This is a genomic window from Ectopseudomonas alcaliphila (assembly GCF_900101755.1).
GTDB classification, from domain to species: Bacteria; Pseudomonadota; Gammaproteobacteria; order Pseudomonadales; family Pseudomonadaceae; genus Aquipseudomonas; species Aquipseudomonas alcaliphila.
Genome location: NZ_FNAE01000001.1, coordinates 530,725 through 549,279 on the forward strand (window position 1 = coordinate 530,725; position 18,555 = coordinate 549,279).

At 62.2% G+C, this 18,555-nt stretch carries 16 protein-coding genes; 3 read left to right on the top strand and 13 right to left on the bottom strand.

The genetic code is table 11. The features are described 5' to 3' along the window. Both BLR77_RS02545 and BLR77_RS02550 read right to left on the bottom strand, forming a co-directional pair. Entirely contained in the window at window positions 1-1,449 is a 1,449-nt protein-coding gene (locus BLR77_RS02545) for an alpha/beta hydrolase (protein WP_074675317.1), read from the bottom strand. 215 nt (window positions 1,450-1,664) lie between these two features. Further along, window positions 1,665-2,918: an oxygenase MpaB family protein gene (locus tag BLR77_RS02550; RefSeq protein WP_074675318.1), complete on the bottom strand. Its 1,254-nt coding sequence runs from the start codon at window positions 2,916-2,918 to the stop codon at window positions 1,665-1,667. A gap of 88 nt (window positions 2,919-3,006) precedes the next feature. Here BLR77_RS02550 and BLR77_RS25520 point away from each other — a divergent pair, with 88 nt between their 5' ends. Both BLR77_RS25520 and BLR77_RS02560 read left to right on the top strand, forming a co-directional pair. Beyond that, window positions 3,007-3,636, top strand: coding sequence for a TetR/AcrR family transcriptional regulator (locus BLR77_RS25520; protein ID WP_074675319.1), 630 nt, complete (start codon window positions 3,007-3,009; stop codon window positions 3,634-3,636). A gap of 12 nt (window positions 3,637-3,648) precedes the next feature. Beyond that, a complete protein-coding gene (locus BLR77_RS02560) occupies window positions 3,649-4,203 on the top strand; it encodes a nucleotidyltransferase family protein (protein ID WP_074675320.1) in 555 nt (184 codons plus the stop codon). A gap of 175 nt (window positions 4,204-4,378) precedes the next feature. On the opposite strand, the gene BLR77_RS02565 is transcribed toward BLR77_RS02560, so the two are convergent. From BLR77_RS02565 to hrpA, 10 genes are all read right to left on the bottom strand, one after another. Continuing rightward, window positions 4,379-4,741, bottom strand: a complete 363-nt coding sequence (locus BLR77_RS02565; protein ID WP_074675321.1) for a hypothetical protein — start codon at window positions 4,739-4,741, stop codon at window positions 4,379-4,381. Continuing rightward, the gene (locus tag BLR77_RS02570) at window positions 4,734-5,201 is read right to left on the bottom strand and encodes a hypothetical protein (RefSeq protein WP_074675322.1); all 468 of its coding nucleotides are present in this window, start codon (window positions 5,199-5,201) and stop codon (window positions 4,734-4,736) included. The genes BLR77_RS02565 and BLR77_RS02570 overlap by 8 nt, the downstream gene beginning before the upstream one ends. Window positions 5,202-5,392: 191 nt before the next feature. Then, window positions 5,393-6,349: a heme o synthase gene (gene cyoE / locus BLR77_RS02575; RefSeq protein WP_074675323.1), complete on the bottom strand. Its 957-nt coding sequence runs from the start codon at window positions 6,347-6,349 to the stop codon at window positions 5,393-5,395. Continuing rightward, window positions 6,349-6,684 (bottom strand): cytochrome o ubiquinol oxidase subunit IV, encoded by a 336-nt coding sequence (gene cyoD / locus BLR77_RS02580; protein ID WP_074675324.1) that lies wholly within the window; start codon window positions 6,682-6,684, stop codon window positions 6,349-6,351. The genes cyoE and cyoD overlap by 1 nt, the downstream gene beginning before the upstream one ends. After that, window positions 6,685-7,314, bottom strand: coding sequence for a cytochrome o ubiquinol oxidase subunit III (gene cyoC, locus BLR77_RS02585; RefSeq protein WP_074675325.1), 630 nt, complete (start codon window positions 7,312-7,314; stop codon window positions 6,685-6,687). It lies immediately after the preceding gene. A gap of 2 nt (window positions 7,315-7,316) precedes the next feature. Then, the gene (gene cyoB, locus BLR77_RS02590) at window positions 7,317-9,305 is read right to left on the bottom strand and encodes a cytochrome o ubiquinol oxidase subunit I (protein WP_074675326.1); all 1,989 of its coding nucleotides are present in this window, start codon (window positions 9,303-9,305) and stop codon (window positions 7,317-7,319) included. 2 nt (window positions 9,306-9,307) lie between these two features. Beyond that, on the bottom strand, window positions 9,308-10,225 hold the full coding sequence (gene cyoA / locus BLR77_RS02595; RefSeq protein WP_074675327.1) for a ubiquinol oxidase subunit II: 918 nt from the start codon (window positions 10,223-10,225) through the stop codon (window positions 9,308-9,310). 976 nt (window positions 10,226-11,201) lie between these two features. Beyond that, the gene (locus BLR77_RS02600; RefSeq protein WP_074675328.1) at window positions 11,202-11,777 is read right to left on the bottom strand and encodes a DUF6436 domain-containing protein; all 576 of its coding nucleotides are present in this window, start codon (window positions 11,775-11,777) and stop codon (window positions 11,202-11,204) included. Continuing rightward, window positions 11,774-12,037, bottom strand: coding sequence for a hypothetical protein (locus BLR77_RS02605; RefSeq protein WP_074675329.1), 264 nt, complete (start codon window positions 12,035-12,037; stop codon window positions 11,774-11,776). Before BLR77_RS02605 ends, BLR77_RS02600 begins: the two co-directional genes overlap by 4 nt. Window positions 12,038-12,100: 63 nt before the next feature. Then, window positions 12,101-16,144: an ATP-dependent RNA helicase HrpA gene (hrpA, locus tag BLR77_RS02610; protein WP_074675330.1), complete on the bottom strand. Its 4,044-nt coding sequence runs from the start codon at window positions 16,142-16,144 to the stop codon at window positions 12,101-12,103. A gap of 186 nt (window positions 16,145-16,330) precedes the next feature. Between hrpA and BLR77_RS02615 the strand changes: the two genes are divergently transcribed. Continuing rightward, window positions 16,331-17,203, top strand: a complete 873-nt coding sequence (locus tag BLR77_RS02615) for a tetratricopeptide repeat protein (protein ID WP_074676740.1) — start codon at window positions 16,331-16,333, stop codon at window positions 17,201-17,203. Window positions 17,204-17,348: 145 nt separating this feature from the next. Here the strand turns inward: BLR77_RS02615 and BLR77_RS02620 are convergent, their stop codons facing one another. Further along, a complete protein-coding gene (locus BLR77_RS02620; RefSeq protein ID WP_074675331.1) occupies window positions 17,349-18,515 on the bottom strand; it encodes an MFS transporter in 1,167 nt (388 codons plus the stop codon). Between the last annotated feature and the right edge of the window lie 40 nt (window positions 18,516-18,555).

Sequence of the window (18,555 nt, forward strand, 5' to 3'; positions counted from 1 at the left end):
TCAGCGCAGATCCTCGTCGATACGCTGCAGCAGGTAATCGTAGAAGGGGTTGGAGGTGGCCCGTTGCAGGCTGTCCAACCCCACCACCAGCACGCCCTGTTCGCCGCGCGGCGCCAGGGTGCCGAGGGCAACGCCGTAGGATTCACCCGCTATCGGCTCACTGCCATACAGCGGATCGCTGGGCGGGAACGGTAAGGCCACGTGTGACAGCGAGAACAACTGACTCGGGTAATCCACGCCCAACGGCTGGCGCTGCGCTTGCTGGCTGCCAGCGGCGATACGCCGGGCCTCCACCGCACGGCCCTGCTCGGGTGCGACGCCGACCACGGTCAGGTCGTAGTCACGCTCGGCCGGTGGTAGCAATGTTTCCAGCAAGCCGCTCATGTCGGCCCGCAGCAAGGTGCTGGCGGCCTGCGAGCGGTTGATGTCGAAGATCACCAGCTCGCTGCCATTGGCCGGCAGGCGCTCGAACAGCTGGCGCACCACAGCCGGTGTACTCACCGTACTGTCGGCCAGCGACTGCAGGGCCAGTACCGGTGGCAATCGCGACAGACGGCCATCGGCCTCGGCAGCATCGAAGGCGCCTTGTACCTCGCTGGTCAGCTCATAGGTCTGCCGCGCTGCATGCACCGGAAAAGAGTTGTACTTGAACGGATTGAATTCCGGCAGCACGTTCATCCAGGCCGACTTGGCGAAAGCGGGCAGCAACGCCGGCAAGGCCGCCAGCCCCGCGTAACGGGCGTAGCTGGTGACGCCGATCATCGGTGAGATCAGTACCAGGCGCTGCGGCATGGCCAGACGCTCGTCCTCCAGCGCAGCCAGGCTGTAGCGCAGTGCCAGTGCGCCTCCATTGGAGTAACCGACCAGGTACAGCGGCCCGTCCGGCACCTGCCGTCGCGCTTCGCGCACGGCCAGGCGCGTGGCGGCCAGCCATTGTTCCCAATGCGCCGCGGTGAGCGCGGCGGGCACTGTGCCGTGACCGGGCATGCGCGGCACCACGGCAAGCAAACCCTGCTCGCTCAGGTGCTGCGCGATATGGCGCAGGCTGTAGGGCGAATCGGTCAGGCCATGCAGCAACACCACCACGCCACGCGCTGGCCCTGATGGTTGCAGAATGAAGGAGCGGTTCCAGTCGCGCGGCAGATTGCCGGGGTAAACCGGGCTGTCGCTGGCGTAACGACTGCAAGGCGCCTTGCCGGAGGCCGTGACCGGCTCGATCAGCTCGCGCTGCAGGTGCTCGAAAAGGGCCGCCTCGGCGGCCAGATAGGCCTGCCAGTCGGCAGCGTCCAACTCGTCGACCTCAAGCTCCTGTGGAACCAGGCGATGCCAGGGCTCCAGCTCGGGCAACGACGACAGCCCCGCAATGCGGATCCCTAGCAGGGCCACCACGATCAAAAGTATCAGCACCAGCGTCCAGGCCATCACGTTGCGCATGCGCGGTAAACGCATCAAGCGCCTCCCTCGAAAATATCTGCCGGGAAAATCCGTCCCGGCGACCGGCTCAGGGACTGTAGAGCAAAGCCGCCCCTGGCCACCACCGGGATTGCTCTGCACACACCGGTTTACCCCCATTTGCCAGTTCGCATAGGCGAGCCTGAAGCATGCCCGAGCTCCTCTCCCCGCCTGCGCTGTTCAAATCCCTGGCTGACGAAACCCGTACCCGCTCAGACCCGCGGCCGAGCCGTGGACGAATCTGTGCCGCTGACCTGCATGAGTGAGACCAGGCGTGGATGGCTATCCCCGAACAGTGTCATCAGGTAGGCCTGCTGTTGCCGAGCGCCACGCTCGATCAACCACTGCCGCCCACCCGGCAGGCACCGCAGCAGACGCTGCAGCAGGTAGCGCGGCGGCGCCGTCAGTAGCGGATACCAGGGCAGGATGCCGTCCGGCAGCCCCAGCGCGCGGCGCCCTTCGGCGTCGATGAAGGTGCGTGCGATGCTCAGGTGAATCGCCCGGTTGAGTCGCCCACGCAGCAGCGCCAGGTTCGGGTAATGACGTTGCAGCGGCTCGTCGATCAGTGCCGCGCCAAGCTGACGGCTGCTGGCATCGGCAGGCGCCTGGGACAGCAGGTTGTGATACAGCGCGCGGGTGGCGGCGTTCTCCTCGGCGTGCAGCCAGCGCTCGTCGACGCCCATCAGCCAGGCGATGTAGCGCCACAGGTGCAGCACCGCACTGCGTTCATCCTTCGATAACGGCACGCCCAGCAGACGCTGGCCGATCAGGAAGATCACCGAGAACGCCAGGTAGGTGGCGTGCATGTCACCCTGGTTGACCGGCAGGCCGAAGTAGCTCGCGTCCCATTCGGCCATGCGCGACACGCGCCGGCGCACCAGCGCATGCACCAGGCGCACGTGCAGCGTGCCGCGGTAACCGGCAGCGCCACGGGCCATGCCGCCGGGCCGGGTGCAGTCGATCCACCATTTGCTGGTTTCGGCGATGCGCCGCTGCGCTCCCTTCTCCAGTGCGCCGGTGAGCACCAGCGTGCGGTTGATCGCCGAGGCCTGATACCCCGCCAGCAAACCCAGGTCTCGCAACACGCGCATGCCGGTCAGCCCCGACAGGCAGCAGACCCGCGAGCCTTCGACGAGCAGTTCGGCATCGAGCCAATCCGGCGTGGCCTCGACCTGGGCGAAGAAGCGCCGCAACGGCTCCGGGGCGTCGCGGATGGCATCGATGCCCCGCTCCAGCACCTGGTTGTACAGCGGCATGGTCTGCGCCAGACCGGCTTCGCTCATCCAGTCCAGCAGTGCATCCATCGGCGCATCGCCCTGCATGAGCGACTCGCCAATGGCCTGCCACTGCGCAGGGCCAGGTTCACACTCGCCTGCGATGAAGCGCCGCACAGGCGCCGCCACCTGGCGTGCGCGAAGCAGGTCGGCGCCATGGCGGCCGGGCAGAACATCAGGTTCTGGGGACATTTTCATACCTTGGTTGGCTGTCTGCTCGAGAAGTCGCCCTACGCTATTGCGACTAATTGCTCGCAAACAACTCGCGAACGGGAAGCCTATGAGGAAGCAGCCGAAACAGCAGCGCGCCAACCAGATGATCGTCCTGCTGCTCGAAGCCACGGCCCTGGAAATCGCCGACCGTGGCCTGGACAGACTCACCACCAACCATGTCGCGCAGCGCGCCGGCGTCAGCATCGGCTCGCTTTATCAGTACTTCGCCAACAAGGAGATGCTCGTCGACGCCCTGCTGATGCAGAAAGCCGAGCTGCTGATCAACAGGGTGCAGCAGCGTCTGAGCCCCCTGCTCGACCAGGACATCGCCACCGTCACGCGCGCCGTGCTGCTCGGCATCTTCGAACAGGTCGAACAGGACAAGGCGCAACGCGAATTGCTGCGTCACTGGCACAGCCTGAACGCGGCGCCGGTGTTTCAGACCCTGGAGCGGCAGATGACCGAGCTGTGCCGGCAGTACCTGATGCGTCACCTCGACGAATACCGCATCGACAACCTGCCGGCGCTGCTGTTCGTGCTGATCAATGCGGTGCAGTACACCATTGCCCGTTATCTCGGTGATCAGGGCTCAATGCTCAGCCAAGACGAGGTGATCGATACCCTGGTCAGGATGGTCGAGTCGTTGTGCCAGCCTGGCGCCCGCCCGTGGCAGCAGGCATCTGCGCAGAGCGGCTGATAGGATGTGCGCATGACCCCAGCCGCCTGTATCCAGACCCTCGTCGCCAGCGACCCCGAGCGCCTGCGCATCTTGCGCTGGATGCGCGACCTTGATCTGCCGGACTGCTGGGTGGCCGCCGGTTTCGTGCGCAGTCTGGTGTGGGACCACCTGCACCGGCGCAGCCCCTCGCCCTTGCCGCCAGATATCGACGTGATCTGGTTCGACCCGACCCAGGCTTCACCCGAGCGCGATGCCGAGCTCGATACCATACTTCGCGGCTGCAACGCCCAACTGCAGTGGTCGGTGAAGAACCAGGCGCGCATGCACCTGCGCAATGGTGACTCGCCCTATCGCTCGGCTACCGAAGCAATGACACATTGGCCGGAAACCGCAACAGCGGTGGCCGTGCGGCTCAGTGAGCGGGATGTCGTGGAAATTGCCGCACCATTCGGTCTGGAGGATCTGTTCGAGCTGATCGTGCGCCCGGCCGGAAGGTTCAAAGACGAGAAACAGCCGATCTACCGGGAACGGTTGCGTAACAAGAACTGGCAGGCCACCTGGCCGAAATTGAAGGTGCTGCCGTAGGGTGGATCACGCTTCATCGATCCACCGGCTGGTGGATGTGAAAAGCGACATCCACCCTACGGCGAAAACACCGTGGGAGGCGCTTCAGCGGCGACAATCGCGGCTGCGACTGCATGGATGCAGGAGGTAGAGCGAAGCAGGATGCCAGAGCCGAAAGCCCCTCCCACAAAACCGCTTAGGCAGCGGCCATGTAGAGCGGCGAGGCGGCCATATACAGCACGACCAGCAGCACGCCCAACGTCAGCGCATTGAGTTGGATTCGTCGCCCCTTACCAAGCCCGACAAACTCCTTGGCGACACTCAGCACAAAGATGGCACCTACCACCAGCATTGCCGGCATGGAAACCAGCGTATCGGCCAGCCAGCTGTTCATCAGTCGCGCGCTGTTCGGGTAGAGCTCCTGACTGATCGCCATATAGCTGGGCCTGGCGCTGACCATGCCCCAATACGCAGCCAAGGTGATCAGTTGCAACAGCAGCAGAAGCAGATTGCACAGGGTCTTCAAGCGCGGGAAACGACCTTGATCACGGTTAGCCACAGAGCAGGCTCCCGCTCTGAGTCTGCCCCATCATGTCCTTGATCACACCGCGCACCTTGGTATCGGCCAACTGTCCGCCGGTCGACTCGACCTGCACCCGGCTGAGGGAAAAATTGGCCTCGTTATTGGCGTCATAAATGGTGAACGCGACATCCACACTGCCACTGAACAGCAACGTACCCTTGAGCTCGATTTCCCCCAGCTTACCAACCAGCGATGAACGGCTGCACAACCAGGCATGCTTGCTTGCGTCGATCTTCATCCAGGCAGTTTCGATATGGCCGGCGATCAGCGTGCCGCTGTTACCACCGACTTCCGGCCCGGTAGCGATACCGAAGACCTGCGGCTTCTCGGCACTTGAACGTCTGAGTTGTATGTAGACGCCACTGAACAGATTGAAACCAATGCTGGTCTTGGGGATGGCCGCGCCGATGCCGCTGGCCAGAATCTTCATTTCCATTACATGTTCCCTATGTATATGCGAATCAGCCGCGAAGCTTGAATCAATGTGGCCTGCTTTGCCATGAAGCAGGACACAAACGGACGCACGGTGCGGTGGCGACAAGCCAGTACATCCCATGGACCTGAATGCCCGTGGGAGGCGCTTCAGCGGCGACAATCGCGGCTCAAGCGCCTCCCACAGAGCCAAGATCAGATACCGGCGACCACCGCGCAGAAGCCCTGCTCGCTGCCGGCGAACTGACTGCACAGGTGATTGATGGAGGTCACCAATACCTGCTCGGGCGAGGAGATGAAATCCACTGACATCATCACGCTGAGCATGGTGATGGTGACGATCGAGAAGGTGAACAGCTTGCGCGCCCACACTCGATCATCGACGGCCTTGTAGCCCGACACGCCCATCCACAGCCAGTAGGCACCGCTCAGCGCGGCGACCACGAAGTAGCTGTAGCCGGCGTAACCGCTGAGCGTCAGCATCAGGGTCGCGACCACGAAGGCGGCGATGTACAGCACGATCTGCCGCTTGGCCGCCGAGATGCCCTTGATGACGGGCAGCACCGGGATGTTCGCGGCCTGGTAGTCATTGAAACGGAAGATGGCGATGGCATAGGAATGCGGCATCTGCCACAGGCTGAAGATCAACAACAGGATGGCCGCGCCGGCATCGAACTCGTTGCTCACCGCGCAGTAGCCGACCACGGGCGGAGCCGCCCCGGACAGGCTACCGACCAGGGTGCCATACACCGAGCCACGCTTGAGCCACAGGCTGTAGAGGCCGACGTAGACCACGAAGCCCATCAGCACCAGCATCACCGCCAGGGTGTTGGTGGCGGCGTACAGCAAGGCCACCCCCGCTACCCCGAGCACGCAGGCATAGACGATGGCGTGCGCAGGCGATACCAGCCCCTGCGCCAGCACCCGGTTACGGGTGCGCTCCATTTTCTGGTCAATGTCGCGATCGATGTAGTTGTTGAACACGCAGCCTGAGGCGATCACCAGCGAAACCCCCAGCGCTGTCGCAAGGTACAGCGCCAGGTTCGCATCGCCGCGCGAAGCCAGGAAGAAACCGCCCGTCACGGAAATCAGATTGCCGAAGACGATGCCCGGCTTGGCGAGGTTGAGGTACTGCTTCAGGAGCGCCAGCATCAGTTGATCATCATGTGATAGTGCATGCTCCACATGATCCAGACCGACAGGCCGACCACGAACGCGATGATCAGCACGGTGAAGATCATCGAAACGACGTTCCAGCGGCCTTCCGCGTCGGTCTTCATGTGCAGGAAGTACACGAGGTGGACGAGCACCTGCACCAGACCGAACAGCACCACGGTGATCAGGGTCGCGCCACGGCTCAGGCCCAGTACTTCAGGATGCATGACCAGCATGAAAGGGATCACGGTGAGGATCACCGACAGGATGAAACCGGTCAGGTAATCCTTGAAGCCCACGGCGTGGGCGGCGTGATTGTCTTGGTGAGCCATTTACAGCACCCCCATCAGGTAGACGACGGTAAACACGCAGATCCACACCACGTCGAGGAAGTGCCAGAACAGGCTGAGCAGCCCCACGCGCGTCTTGTTGGTGTCGGTCAGGCCACGGCTGCCAACCTGGAACATCAGCACCAGCATCCACAGCAGACCGGCACTGACGTGCAGGCCGTGGGTGCCGACCAGGGTGAAGAACGCCGACCAGTAGGCGCTGACCTGCGGCCCGGCACCTTCATGGATCAGGTGGCGGAACTCGTACAGCTCGATGCTGATGAAGGCCGCACCGAACAGGAAGGTGACGCCCAGCCAGCGCAGCACCGCGCCCTTGTCACCACGATAAGTGGCAAGCATGGCCATACCGTAGGTGATGCTGGAGAACAGCAGCGCGAAGGTTTCCACCAGCACCAGGTGCAGGCCCGGCCTGAGCATTTCCTTGGCGGTGGGGCCACCGGCGAAAGAATTGCTCAGCACCGCGAAGGTGGCGAACACCGTGGCGAAGATCAGCAGGTCGGTCATCAGGTAAACCCAGAAGCCGAACAGCTTGATGCCACTGCTGTCGTGGTGGTGCTCATGACCATCGTGGCCATGAGCGTCATGTGAGTAATGAGGTTCGTAAGCGGTCATGGTTAGGCCTGTACGACTGCGTTGGCTTTGGTTTGCTTGTGCGCCTGCTCGATCCGCGCGATCTCTTCGGGCTGCACGTAGTAGTCGATGTCATCGTCGTAGGAGCGCACGATGAAGCTGACCACGGCGCCGACCAGGCCAACGATGGCGAGCCACCAGATGTGCCAGATCATGGCGAAGCCGAAGGCGATGACGAACGCCGATACGATCAGGCCATTGCCGGTGTTCTTCGGCATGTGAATCGGCTCGTAGTGCTCAGGTGCAGGCATCAGCTCGACACCGTTCTTCTTCGCCTCATAGAAGGCGTCGATCTTGTCCGCCGTCGGGATGACCGCGAAGTTGTAGAACGGTGGCGGCGAGGACGTCGCCCACTCCAGGGTGCGGCCGTCCCAGGGGTCGCCGCTCACGTCGACGTTTTCCTTGCGCTTGATGTAGCTGGTGACGAACTGCACCACGGTGAAGACGATGCCGATACCGATCAGCACGGCGCCGACCACGGCCACCTGCACCCACGGCACCCAGGCCGGGTTGTCGAAGTGGTTGAGGCGACGGGTCATGCCCATGAAGCCCAGCACGTACAGCGGCATGAAGGCGAAGTAGAAGCCGATCAGCCAGCACCAGAAGGAGTAGCGGCCGAAACGGTCGAGCAACTTGAAGCCAAAGGCTTTCGGGAACCAGTAGATGATGCCGGCCAGGTAGCCGAACACCGCACCACCGATGATCACGTTGTGGAAGTGGGCGATCAGGAACAGGCTGTTGTGCAGCACGAAGTCCGCCGCCGGCACCGCCATCAGTACGCCGGTCATGCCGCCGATGGAGAAGGTCACCAGAAAGCCCAGGGTCATCCAGGTCATGGCGTTCAATTGCAGACGGCCACGGAAGATGGTGAACAGCCAGGTGAAGATCTTCACCCCGGTGGGGATGGCGATGATCGAGGTCATGATGCCGAAGAAGGCGTTGACGCTGGCCCCCGAGCCCATGGTGAAGAAGTGGTGCAGCCACACCACGAACGACAGGATACCGATGGCCGCGGTCGCCCAGACCATCGAGGCATAGCCGAACAGGGTCTTGCGCGAGAAGGTCGCCACCACTTCGGAGAACACGCCGAACGCCGGCAGGATGAGGATGTACACCTCCGGGTGACCCCAGATCCAGAACAGGTTGGCGTACATCATCGGGTTGCCGCCCAGCTCATTGGTGAAGAAGTGGAAATCCAGGTAGCGGTCCAGCGACAGCATCGCCAGGGTCGCGGTCAGCGGAGGGAAGGCGCCGCAGATCAGCACGCAGGTCACCAGGATGGTCCAGGTGAAGATCGGCATCTTCATCAGGCTCATGCCCGGTGCACGCATCTTGAGGATGGTGGCGATGAAGTTGACCCCCGTCAGGGTCGTGCCCAAGCCTGATAGCTGCATGCTCCAGATGTAGTAGTCCATGCCTACACCCGGACTGAACTTGATCCCCGATAACGGCGGATAAGCCACCCAGCCGGTCTTGGCGAACTCGCCCAGGCCCAGCGACAGGTTGATCAGCAGCGCGCCGCCGACGAACAGCCAGAAGCTCAGCGAGTTCAGGTAGGGGAAGGCCACGTCACGCGCGCCGATCTGCAGCGGCACGACGATGTTCATCAGGCCGGTGACCAGTGGCATCGCCACGAAGATCAGCATGATGATGCCGTGCGCGGTGAAGATCTGGTCGTAGTGCTCGGGCGGCAGGTAGCCCTGCCCGTCACCGTGGGCCATCGCCAGGTGGGTACGCATCATGATCGCGTCGGCGAAGCCACGCACCAGCATGACCAGCGCGACGAGGATGTACATCACGCCGATTTTCTTGTGGTCCACCGAGGTGAGCCACTCGCTCCACAGGTAGCCCCACTTCCTGAAGTAGGTCACCGCCGCGAACAGCCCCAGACCACCCAGCGCCACCATGGCGAGGGTGATCATGATGATGGGCTCGTGGTACGGAATCGCGTCCAGCGTCAGTTTTCCAAACATGTTCACTCCTGCACCTCCGCTGCATCGTGCATGGCCGTGCTGTGGGAATCTTTCAGGGTCACGTACTGGCCGATCACCTTGTTGAACAGGTTGGGTTCAACCTGGCCGAAGTAACGGATCGGGTAGATCGGATAGCGGTGGTTGACCATCTCGCCCGGCTCGCCCACCTGCTTGAAGGCGGCGAAGTCCATGACCTCGGGCGACTGCTTGACCTTGTCGAGCCACTGCGCGAAGCCTTCGTCGCTGACCGAGTGGGTGGTGAAGCGCATGGCCGAGAAGCCTTCGCCGCTGAAGTTGCCGGACTGGCCGAAGAACTCGCCCTGTTCGTTGGCGATCAGGTTGAGCTGGGTACGCTGTCCGCCCATGGCGTAGATCATCCCGCCGAGCTGCGGGATCGACAGCGCGTTCATCACCGTGTCGGAGGTGATGTGGAAGGTCACCGGGGTCTTCTCCGGAATCACCAGCTCATTGACCACGGCCACGCCCTGGTCCGGGTAGATGAACAGCCATTTCCAGTCGAGCGAGACGACTTCGATGTTCAGCGCCGGCTTGTCCGATTCGATCGGGCGATAGGGGTCGAGCGAATGCGAGGTTTCCCAGATGATGACCGCCAGAACGGCGACGATGATCAGGGGAACGCCCCAGACGACCAATTCGATCTTGTGCGAATGTGCCCAGTCGGGCATGTAGGTGGCCTTCTCGTTCGACTCGCGGTAACGCCAGCCAAACAGGAAGGTCATGATGATCACGGGTACCACCACGATCAGCATGAGTCCGATGGAGATCAGGATCAGATTGCCCTGCTCGACACCGATCTGCCCTTTCGAGTTGAACAGTGCCCAGTCACATCCACCGAGCGCCGAGAAGGCAATCGCCATCACCAACCAGCGCGCACAACGATGGTATTTCTCTTCTTTCATGTCACGACCTTCAACTGAGTGATGCCCCACAGTCGGCTTCAGTCGCCGTGCGGCCCATCGAGCAAAAGGCCGGCAGCGGGAACTCAGAGCTTGAGCATCCGTGCAAGCGAAGCGGTAAAACCGTGGGGAGCGCCGATGTTGAAGGCTATGACGGCCTCGCACAATTCATTAGCAGCCTACTTATGAGCACACTGACGGCCTCTCTGCGACATATTTCGCAACATTTACGCAAAGATTTGAAACACTTTGCAGCAAGAAGCCGGCAAAGAATCGAAGGGGTGCGACAAATGATCACAGCCCCGTTTTAGAGCTGTTTGTCAGCAAATTGACAGGAATCAATGACAAGAAAGATGCCGCTAGCTGACAGCACGGTCGGCCTTGACATTGAGGAGATTTCGAGATTTTCGAATACGCAGGTGAGGAGCGTCAGCCTTGCGAAAGGCTGAGCGCAGAGCGGGGTCAAGTAGAGGCCGAGGACGGTTGGTGCTGTAGCCCGGATGCAATCCGGGGCGATTGAGCGCGGCCAAAAGCATCGCGGCTGAAGCCGCTCCCACGGGACTGTTGAACGTCTGCAGGCGCCATGCACCTGTAGGACGGGCTGGGCGGCATTCCGCTTCAACCGCGATAGCTCTGCCTGCTTCGCCCACGTGCAAACCAGGGCGATCCCATACCGGCCCCGGATTACATCCGGGCTACGCAAATGCGGCCGGCAACGCCTTCTGGGGAAATGACTGCGGCGGCCCGGCAGCCTTCCACCTACCCGTAGGAGCGGCTTCAGCCGCGATTGCTTTCCCTCGTACCCACATGCAATGCGAAACGCCTCGATATGCGCCCCGGATTCCATCCGGGCTACGCAATGGAGGCCGGCGCGGCATCTGTGGGAGGGGCTTTAGCCGCGACGCTCCTAGCCACTAAAACGGAATGCCACCCAGCCCTCCCCACCGCCGCAATGGACGCTGAGCAAGGCGCTGCACAACTACTTCCAGGCGCAATAACAGCCCACCGCCAACCCGCTGGCCAGGGAAACATGACGCCCCTGGGTCAGCGCATAGAGCACCGGCTCGACGAAGCTGTTGCTGGAGTTGCACACCAACCCCTCGCTATAAGGCCCGGCGTAGGCAAGGTTGCCATCGCGGTCCCAGATCGCCAGGGCCGGGCTGGCCGGCAGCGACTCCATGCCCTCGATGCTGGGCAAGGGCTTCATCCGCCCGCGCAGAAATGGCGCGAGCTCGCCTGTGCTGCCCGGCTTCTGCACGCTGTAGAACTCGACATCGGCATTGCGGTGCAGGCCGATCAGATAGCGCAGGTGCGCGTCGGTTTCCGCGTTGCAGGGGCAATCCGGATCCCAGAAATGCACCACGCGAATGGGGCCGGGGCCTGCCATCGATGCCGGCAGCTTCAACTCGCCCTGACCGAAGATCACCGTCTGCTCGGCATAGGGCCGCAGATAGGCCGCGCCGCTAAGCCACCAGATCAACACCACCAGGCCAAGCGCCAACACGCAGAAACCCACCACCAAGTGCTTGAAGCTCAAGCGTTGCAGCAGGTTCATGGCTGATGGCCGAACTTGCGCAGGAACTGCTTCTCCATCTCCTGGCAACTTTCCTCGGTGAAGCTGCGCTCGGTGGCCTGCGCGCTTTTCCAGCAGGCTTCGATGGCCGCGCGCTCGGCCGCCTCGATCGCGCCATCCTGGGGGCGGGTCATGATGTAGATGAGGCCGGCAAAAATCAGTACGACAAAGGCCAGGCCGGCCAGAAACAGGCCCAGGCAGCCACGGCGCCCCAGCCCGGAGTTTTCTTCACTTGCGCTCATCTTTCTCGGTTTCCGCATTCATCAGTGGTTGGCTCGCCCCAACGCCGGAGCGAGCGCCGATCATCAACCTTCAACCAGCGTCCACTGCTTGCTCAGGCGCTTGTCCGATACAGCCATCTTCGTCCCCAGTTGCTGGGCAAACAGCGATACGCGGTACTCCTCCAGCATCCAGCGATACAGCGTGAGCTGCGGGTCGCGCTTGCCTTCCTGGGCATGTTTGGCAGCACGCGCCTTGTACTGTTCCCAGCAGCCTGTGATTTCGCCCGTCCACACGCGGTCGCGCTGCACCTGCGCACCGACCTTGTCCAGGCGCTGCTCGATGGCCTTGAGGTAGCGCGGGATTTCCTTGAGCCATTCGCCCGGCGTTTCGCGCACGAAGCCTGCATAGACCAGATTGGCCAGTTGCTGCTTGATGTCGTTGAGCGCCATGGCCTGGGCCAGGTCGATCTTGCCCTTGAAGCGCTTCTGCAGGCCGTGGTTGAGCTTGAGAATATCCAGCACCAGGCGGGCGATGCGTTCGGCATGCGCCGTCCAGTCGCCGCGCTTGCGCTCGGCCAGTTGCGCCAGGGCCGCACCGTCGCGCGGCAGCGTCGCTTCGCCGTCGAGGATGCAGGCATCCAGGCTGGCCAGCAGAATGTCCTCGACCAGCGCCTCGATACGGCCAATGTCGCGGTACAGCAGGCCCAGCTCAGTCAGCCCCGGCAGCTTGCCACGCAAGAACTTCGCCTGCTCGGCAAGCTGCTGCAGCAACAGACGTTGCAAGGCGCGGCGGTGCTGGAAGTCGGCCTCGGCCTGGGTCGGGAAGCGCCCTTCCTTGACCACTCCAGCCTCCTCCACCAACGCCGGATAGACTGTCATGGAGAGGCCGGCGATCTTCTGCTGGGCCTTCTCGGCCACTTCGGCGAAGGCCTTGGCCTCCACCGTTTTCGGCTTGTCGCTCTGCTGTGGAATAGCCAATGCGGCTTGGCTGGCCTCGGCGAATCGTGCGGTCAGCTCGGCCAGATCACGGCCTTCGCCGAGGAACTTGCCACGGGCATCCACCACTTCGATGTTCATCTTCAGGTGGTTTTCCAGGCTCTCAGCCGCTTCCGCCCAGGCCTCGTCGGAGACCCGTGCGCCGGTCATGCGCAGCAGCTCCTGGCCCAGGGCGTGCGGCAACGAACCCTGGCCGAACACCAGCTTGTCCAGCGCGGCGCCGACGAAGTCCGGCACCGGCACGAAGTTCTTGCGCAGCGCCTTGGGCAGGCCACGCACTAGGGCGATGCACTTGGCTTCCAGCAGCCCCGGCACCAGCCATTGCAGACGCTCTGCTTGTAATTGCGGCAGCAGCGGCGCCGGCACCCGCAGGGTCACGCCGTCACGCGGGTGGTTGGGCTCGAAGTGATAGCTCAGCGGCAGTTGCAGCTCGCCGATGTGCAAGGTGTCCGGGTACTGCGCGGCGGTGATTTCCTTGGCATCGCGGGCCAGGGCGTCCTCCTCGCGCATGATCAACAACTGCGGGTCGGCGGCGCTGCCCTTCTTGTACCAGCTCTCGAAACTGGCGGCCTGGTAGATGTCCTGCGGGATGCGCGCCTCGTAGTAGCCGAACAGGGTTTCCTCGTCGGCAAGGATGTCGCGGCGGCGCGACTTGGCCTCCAGCTCGTCGAGGCGTTCGAGCAACTGGCGGTTGGCGGTCAGACAGCGCACGCGGCTGTTGATCTCGCCACGCACCAGGCCCTCGCGAATGAACATCTCGCGCGAAACCGGCGGGTCGATGGGGCCGTAATGCACCGGGCGACGCCCGACGACGATCATGCCGAACAGGCTGACCTGCTCGAAGGCCACCACCTGACCGCGCTTCTTCTCCCAGTGCGGTTCGAGAAAGTTCTTCTTCACCAGGTGGCCGGCCAGCGGCTCGATCCAGTCCGGCTCGATCTTCGCCACCATGCGCGCGAACAGCTTGGTGGTTTCCACCAGCTCGGCGGCCATTACCCAGTTGGGTTTCTTGCGTCCGATCACGCTCGATGGATGAATCCAGAAGCGCCGCTGGCGCGCACCGAGGTAGTCACCCTCCTCGGTCTTCTGGCCGATCTGGCTGAGCAGGCCGGCGAGAATCGCCTTGTGCACGGCGGCGTAGTTCTTCGCCCGCACCGCCGCTTCGCTGGCCTCGGCCTGCTGGCGGGCGATGGCATTGACGCGGGTGTCCTTGGTCGGAGCAACCGCCGCCTCGTAGGAGCCGGCTTGCCGGCGATCCGCCTGACCATCATCGCCCGCAAGCGGGCTCCTACGGGCAGCATTGCCGCTCAACTGCAGCTCACGCGCGATCAGCACCAGTTGCCGGTGCGCATCGCGCCATTCGCGCAGGCGCATGTAGTTGAGGAAGTTCTTCTTGCACCAGGTGCGCAGCGGGTTGCTGCCCAGCTCCTGGCGCTTCTCCTCGAAACCGCGCCACAGGTTGATCAGCGCGGCGAAGTCCGAGTCCACGTCCTTCCACTGCGCGTGTGCCTGGTCGGCGGCCTGCTGGCGATCCATCGGTCGCTCGCGCGGATCCTGGACCGACAGCGCGGCGGCAACGATAAGGATCTCTTCGAGACTGCCCTGCTTGGCACCTTCCAGCACCATGCGCCCCAGGCGCGGGTCGATGGGCAGACGCGCCAACTGGCGGCCAAGGGGCGTGAGCTGGCTTTCGCGGTTGACCGCCGACAGCTCCTGCAACAGGTTGAAGCCGTCGCTGATCGCCTTGCCGTCTGGCGGCTCGATGAAGGGGAAATCTTCGATGCTGCCCAGGCGCAGGTGCAGCATCTGCAAAATCACCGCTGCCAGGTTGGTACGCAGAATCTCCGGGTCGGTGAACGTCGGCCGACCGAGAAAATCCTCCTCGCTGTAAAGGCGAATGCAGATGCCCGGCTCGACCCGTCCGCAACGGCCCTTGCGCTGATTGGCGCTGGCCTGCGACACCGGCTCGATGGGCAGGCGCTGCACCTTGGCGCGGTAGCTGTAGCGGCTGATGCGCGCGGTGCCGCTGTCGATCACATAGCGGATGCCCGGCACGGTCAGCGAGGTTTCGGCGACGTTGGTGGCCAGCACGATCTTGCGCCCCGGCATGGGCGCGAAAATCTTCTGCTGCTCGGCCGGGGTCAGCCGCGCATACAACGGCAGCACCTCGGTATGGCGCAGGTTGGCCTTGCGCAGCACCTCGGCCGCCTCGCGAATCTCGCGCTCACCAGGCAGGAACACCAGCACATCGCCGGGGCGCTGGCCCACGCTGCGCTCGTGCTCGGCGATCTCGTCCAGCGCGGCGAGAATGCCCTGGTCGATGGACAGATCATCGAGCAGGCGCTCGCCCTCCTCGTCCACCTCGGCCGCCAGCGGGCGATACCAGGTTTCCACCGGGTAGGTGCGACCGGACACCTCGATGATCGGCGCGTCATTGAAGTGCTTACTGAAACGCTCCAGATCGATGGTCGCCGAGGTGATGATCAGCTTCAGATCCGGGCGACGCGGCAGCAGGGTCTTCAGGTAGCCGAGCAGGAAGTCGATATTGAGACTGCGTTCGTGCGCCTCGTCGACGATGATGGTGTCGTACTTTTCCAGAAAGCGGTCGTGCTGGGTTTCGGCGAGCAGGATGCCGTCGGTCATCAGCTTGATCAGCGTGCTGTCCTTGCTCTGATCCTCGAAACGCACCTGATAACCGACCAGCTCGCCCAGCGGCGTGCCGATCTCCTCGGCCACCCGTGTCGCCACACTGCGCGCCGCCAGCCGACGCGGCTGAGTATGACCGATCAGGCCATGCACGCCCCGACCGATCTCCAAACAGATCTTCGGCAACTGGGTGGTCTTGCCCGAACCAGTCTCACCGGCGATCACCACCACCTGGCTCTTCTCCAGCGCGGCCTTGATCTCGTCGCGCTTGGCGGCAATCGGCAGTGCATCGTCATAGCGCATCGCCGGAATGCTACTGCGCCGCGCCGTCACCTTGTCGCTAGACGCCTGAAAACGCTCCAGCCACTGCGCCAGCTTGGCCTCATCAGGGTGCTTCTGCAGCTCATGCAACTGCCGGCGCAAACGATGGCGCTCGGCGAGCATGACGTGGTCGAGGTTGTTCTGCAGCGTGGCGAGGTCAGTCATCTGGATCGAGGCAATCAGGGCAAAGGCGGGATTGTCGCAGATTCGAGCCCTGCACGCTGCCGAGAGAGAGTCCAGCCGGGATATCAGAGGTCGATCTACTTCTGCGAAAGCGGATATTGCTCAATCAATCAGCACTGATATTCTGCCTCTCATCTATTTGTCACATGGCTCCAACAGATGCATTTAATGAAAAAAACCATTGCGCTACTGGTACTAACCACCGCCATAACTGGATGCCAAAGCAGCAAACCTGGCAGCATGGACGAAGAGTCTCTTACTGCACTTCGCTGCTGGCACTTTAGAGATCAGAACCCCATCACCAAGGAACACGTTGCCTATGTCCGCAAGCAAAGCAAGCGCGGTAATCTCGCATGCAAGACGATCCTTGGGCATATGTATGAGCGTGGGCTGGGAATGCCAGTGGACATTCCAAAAGCCAAAGCAATTTACCAAGCCCTGGCAGACGCAGATGAGTCGGCCTATTTAGAACTTGGGCGCTTGGCAGAAGAAGGCATTGGCGAGCCGGTTGATTATGTGAAAGCAAGAGAGTTCTATGAACGGGCAGCAAAAAAAGGAAACAATACAGCTGCGACCAAACTGGCCGTACTCATGGAACAAGGAAAAGGAGGCCCCCGCGACCTTGATGGCGCACTCATCATTTATATAGCGTCACCACACCCCTATAAAGCCGACATATTGAACAGCATACAGCGCCTACGCACGCAAGGCCTGAAACTCAATACCGAAGAAAAAGAAAAGTATAATGGGAGCTGGGTGAAAAATTTTAGCTCCACATTAAGCAGCCATATACGCTACGCGCAAGCTAAGCTATCAAGAGATATCAAAACCGGCAGCTCGCTCAATAGAGCGACGCTACAACTAAAATTCACGGCCAACTCTGACACCCCCGAGATTTCGATAATTGAAAGCTCCGGAGATGCAGCTATTGATCAAAGAATCCTAGACTCGATGAGTGGCTACAGGCTACGCAGCCATCCGATATTGCCTGAAAGCCAAAAAACCTGGACTATAAACCAATACTTCAACTTAAAAAAATAAAACAGATACAACAAACTTTCCTTTCTACTTAGAACTCATGCAACTCCACCTGCCAGAACAAAAGGCGTACTACTTCGCGAGTACGCCCTACAACGCTGCGTCTGCGAAAAAAGGGGACAGATTTATGAAATCGACTCCTCTCTCGTTAGACCACCGCAGCCGCCACCGCCCTGGCACGCCAGGCAAACCCCAGTACCATCAGCAGTCCCAGCCCGGCCATCGCTGCACCGGCCAGTGAAATCGCCGGATAGCCCAGCCCGGCGTTGATCACCGCGCCGCCCAGTGCCGCGCCAATCGCGTTACCGAGGTTGAAGGCGCCGATATTCACCGCCGAGGCCAGGTTGGGTGCTTCCTTGGCGGCTTCCATCACGCGCATCTGCAGCGGCGGCACGATGGCGAAGCTGGCGATACCCCAGATCAGGATGGCCACAGCGGCTGGCAGCGGCCAGCGCATCAATACGGTGAAGGCGAGCAAGACCAGGATCAGCGCACTCAGCGAGACGATCAGGGTGCGGTCGACGGAGCGATCCGCTGCCTTGCCGCCCCATATGTTGCCCAGCGTCAGGCCGATGCCGTACAGCACCAGCATGGCGGTGATAAAGGCCGTGGACGCCTGAGTCTCGCTGCTGAGGAACGGTGCGATATAGGTGAACACGGTGAACATCGCGCTGGAACCGATCACAGTCAGGGCCAGTGCTGCCAGCACCGGGCCACGGCCCAGCACACGGATTTCTGCCAGCACGCCGTCGCTCTTCGGCAACGGCACGTTGGGCAGCGCGAACCACAGCGCAAGCATGGCCAATACGCCCAGGCCAGTAATGCCCCAGAACGCGGTGCGCCAGCCAAACACTTCACCGAACCAGGCCGCCAGCGGCACGCCGCCGATGGTCGCCAGGGTCAGGCCCATGAACATCGCCGCCACCGCGCCGGCACGTTTGTCCGGCGCGACCACGCTGGCGGCAACAATGGAGCCGACGCCGAAGAACGCGCCATGATTCAGCGAGGTGACCACCCGGGCGATCAACAGGCTGGTGTAATCGGTGGCCAGGGCCGACATCAGGTTGCCCAGGGTGAAGATGGCCATCAGCCCGATCAGCAGGTAACGCCGGGGAATCCTGCCGGTGGTCAGGGTCATCAGTGGCGCGCCGAGCAGCACGCCCAGCGCATAGGCGCTGACCAGCAGGCCGGCGGCAGGAATGGAAACACCGAGATCGTCCGCGATACCCGGCAACATGCCCATGGGGGCGAACTCGGTAACGCCGATGCCGAAGGCACCGATGGCGAGTGCAACAAGGGGTGGATTGATACGCATGGAAAGGCTCCTCATCTATGCCGCAGATGCTAGGATCCAA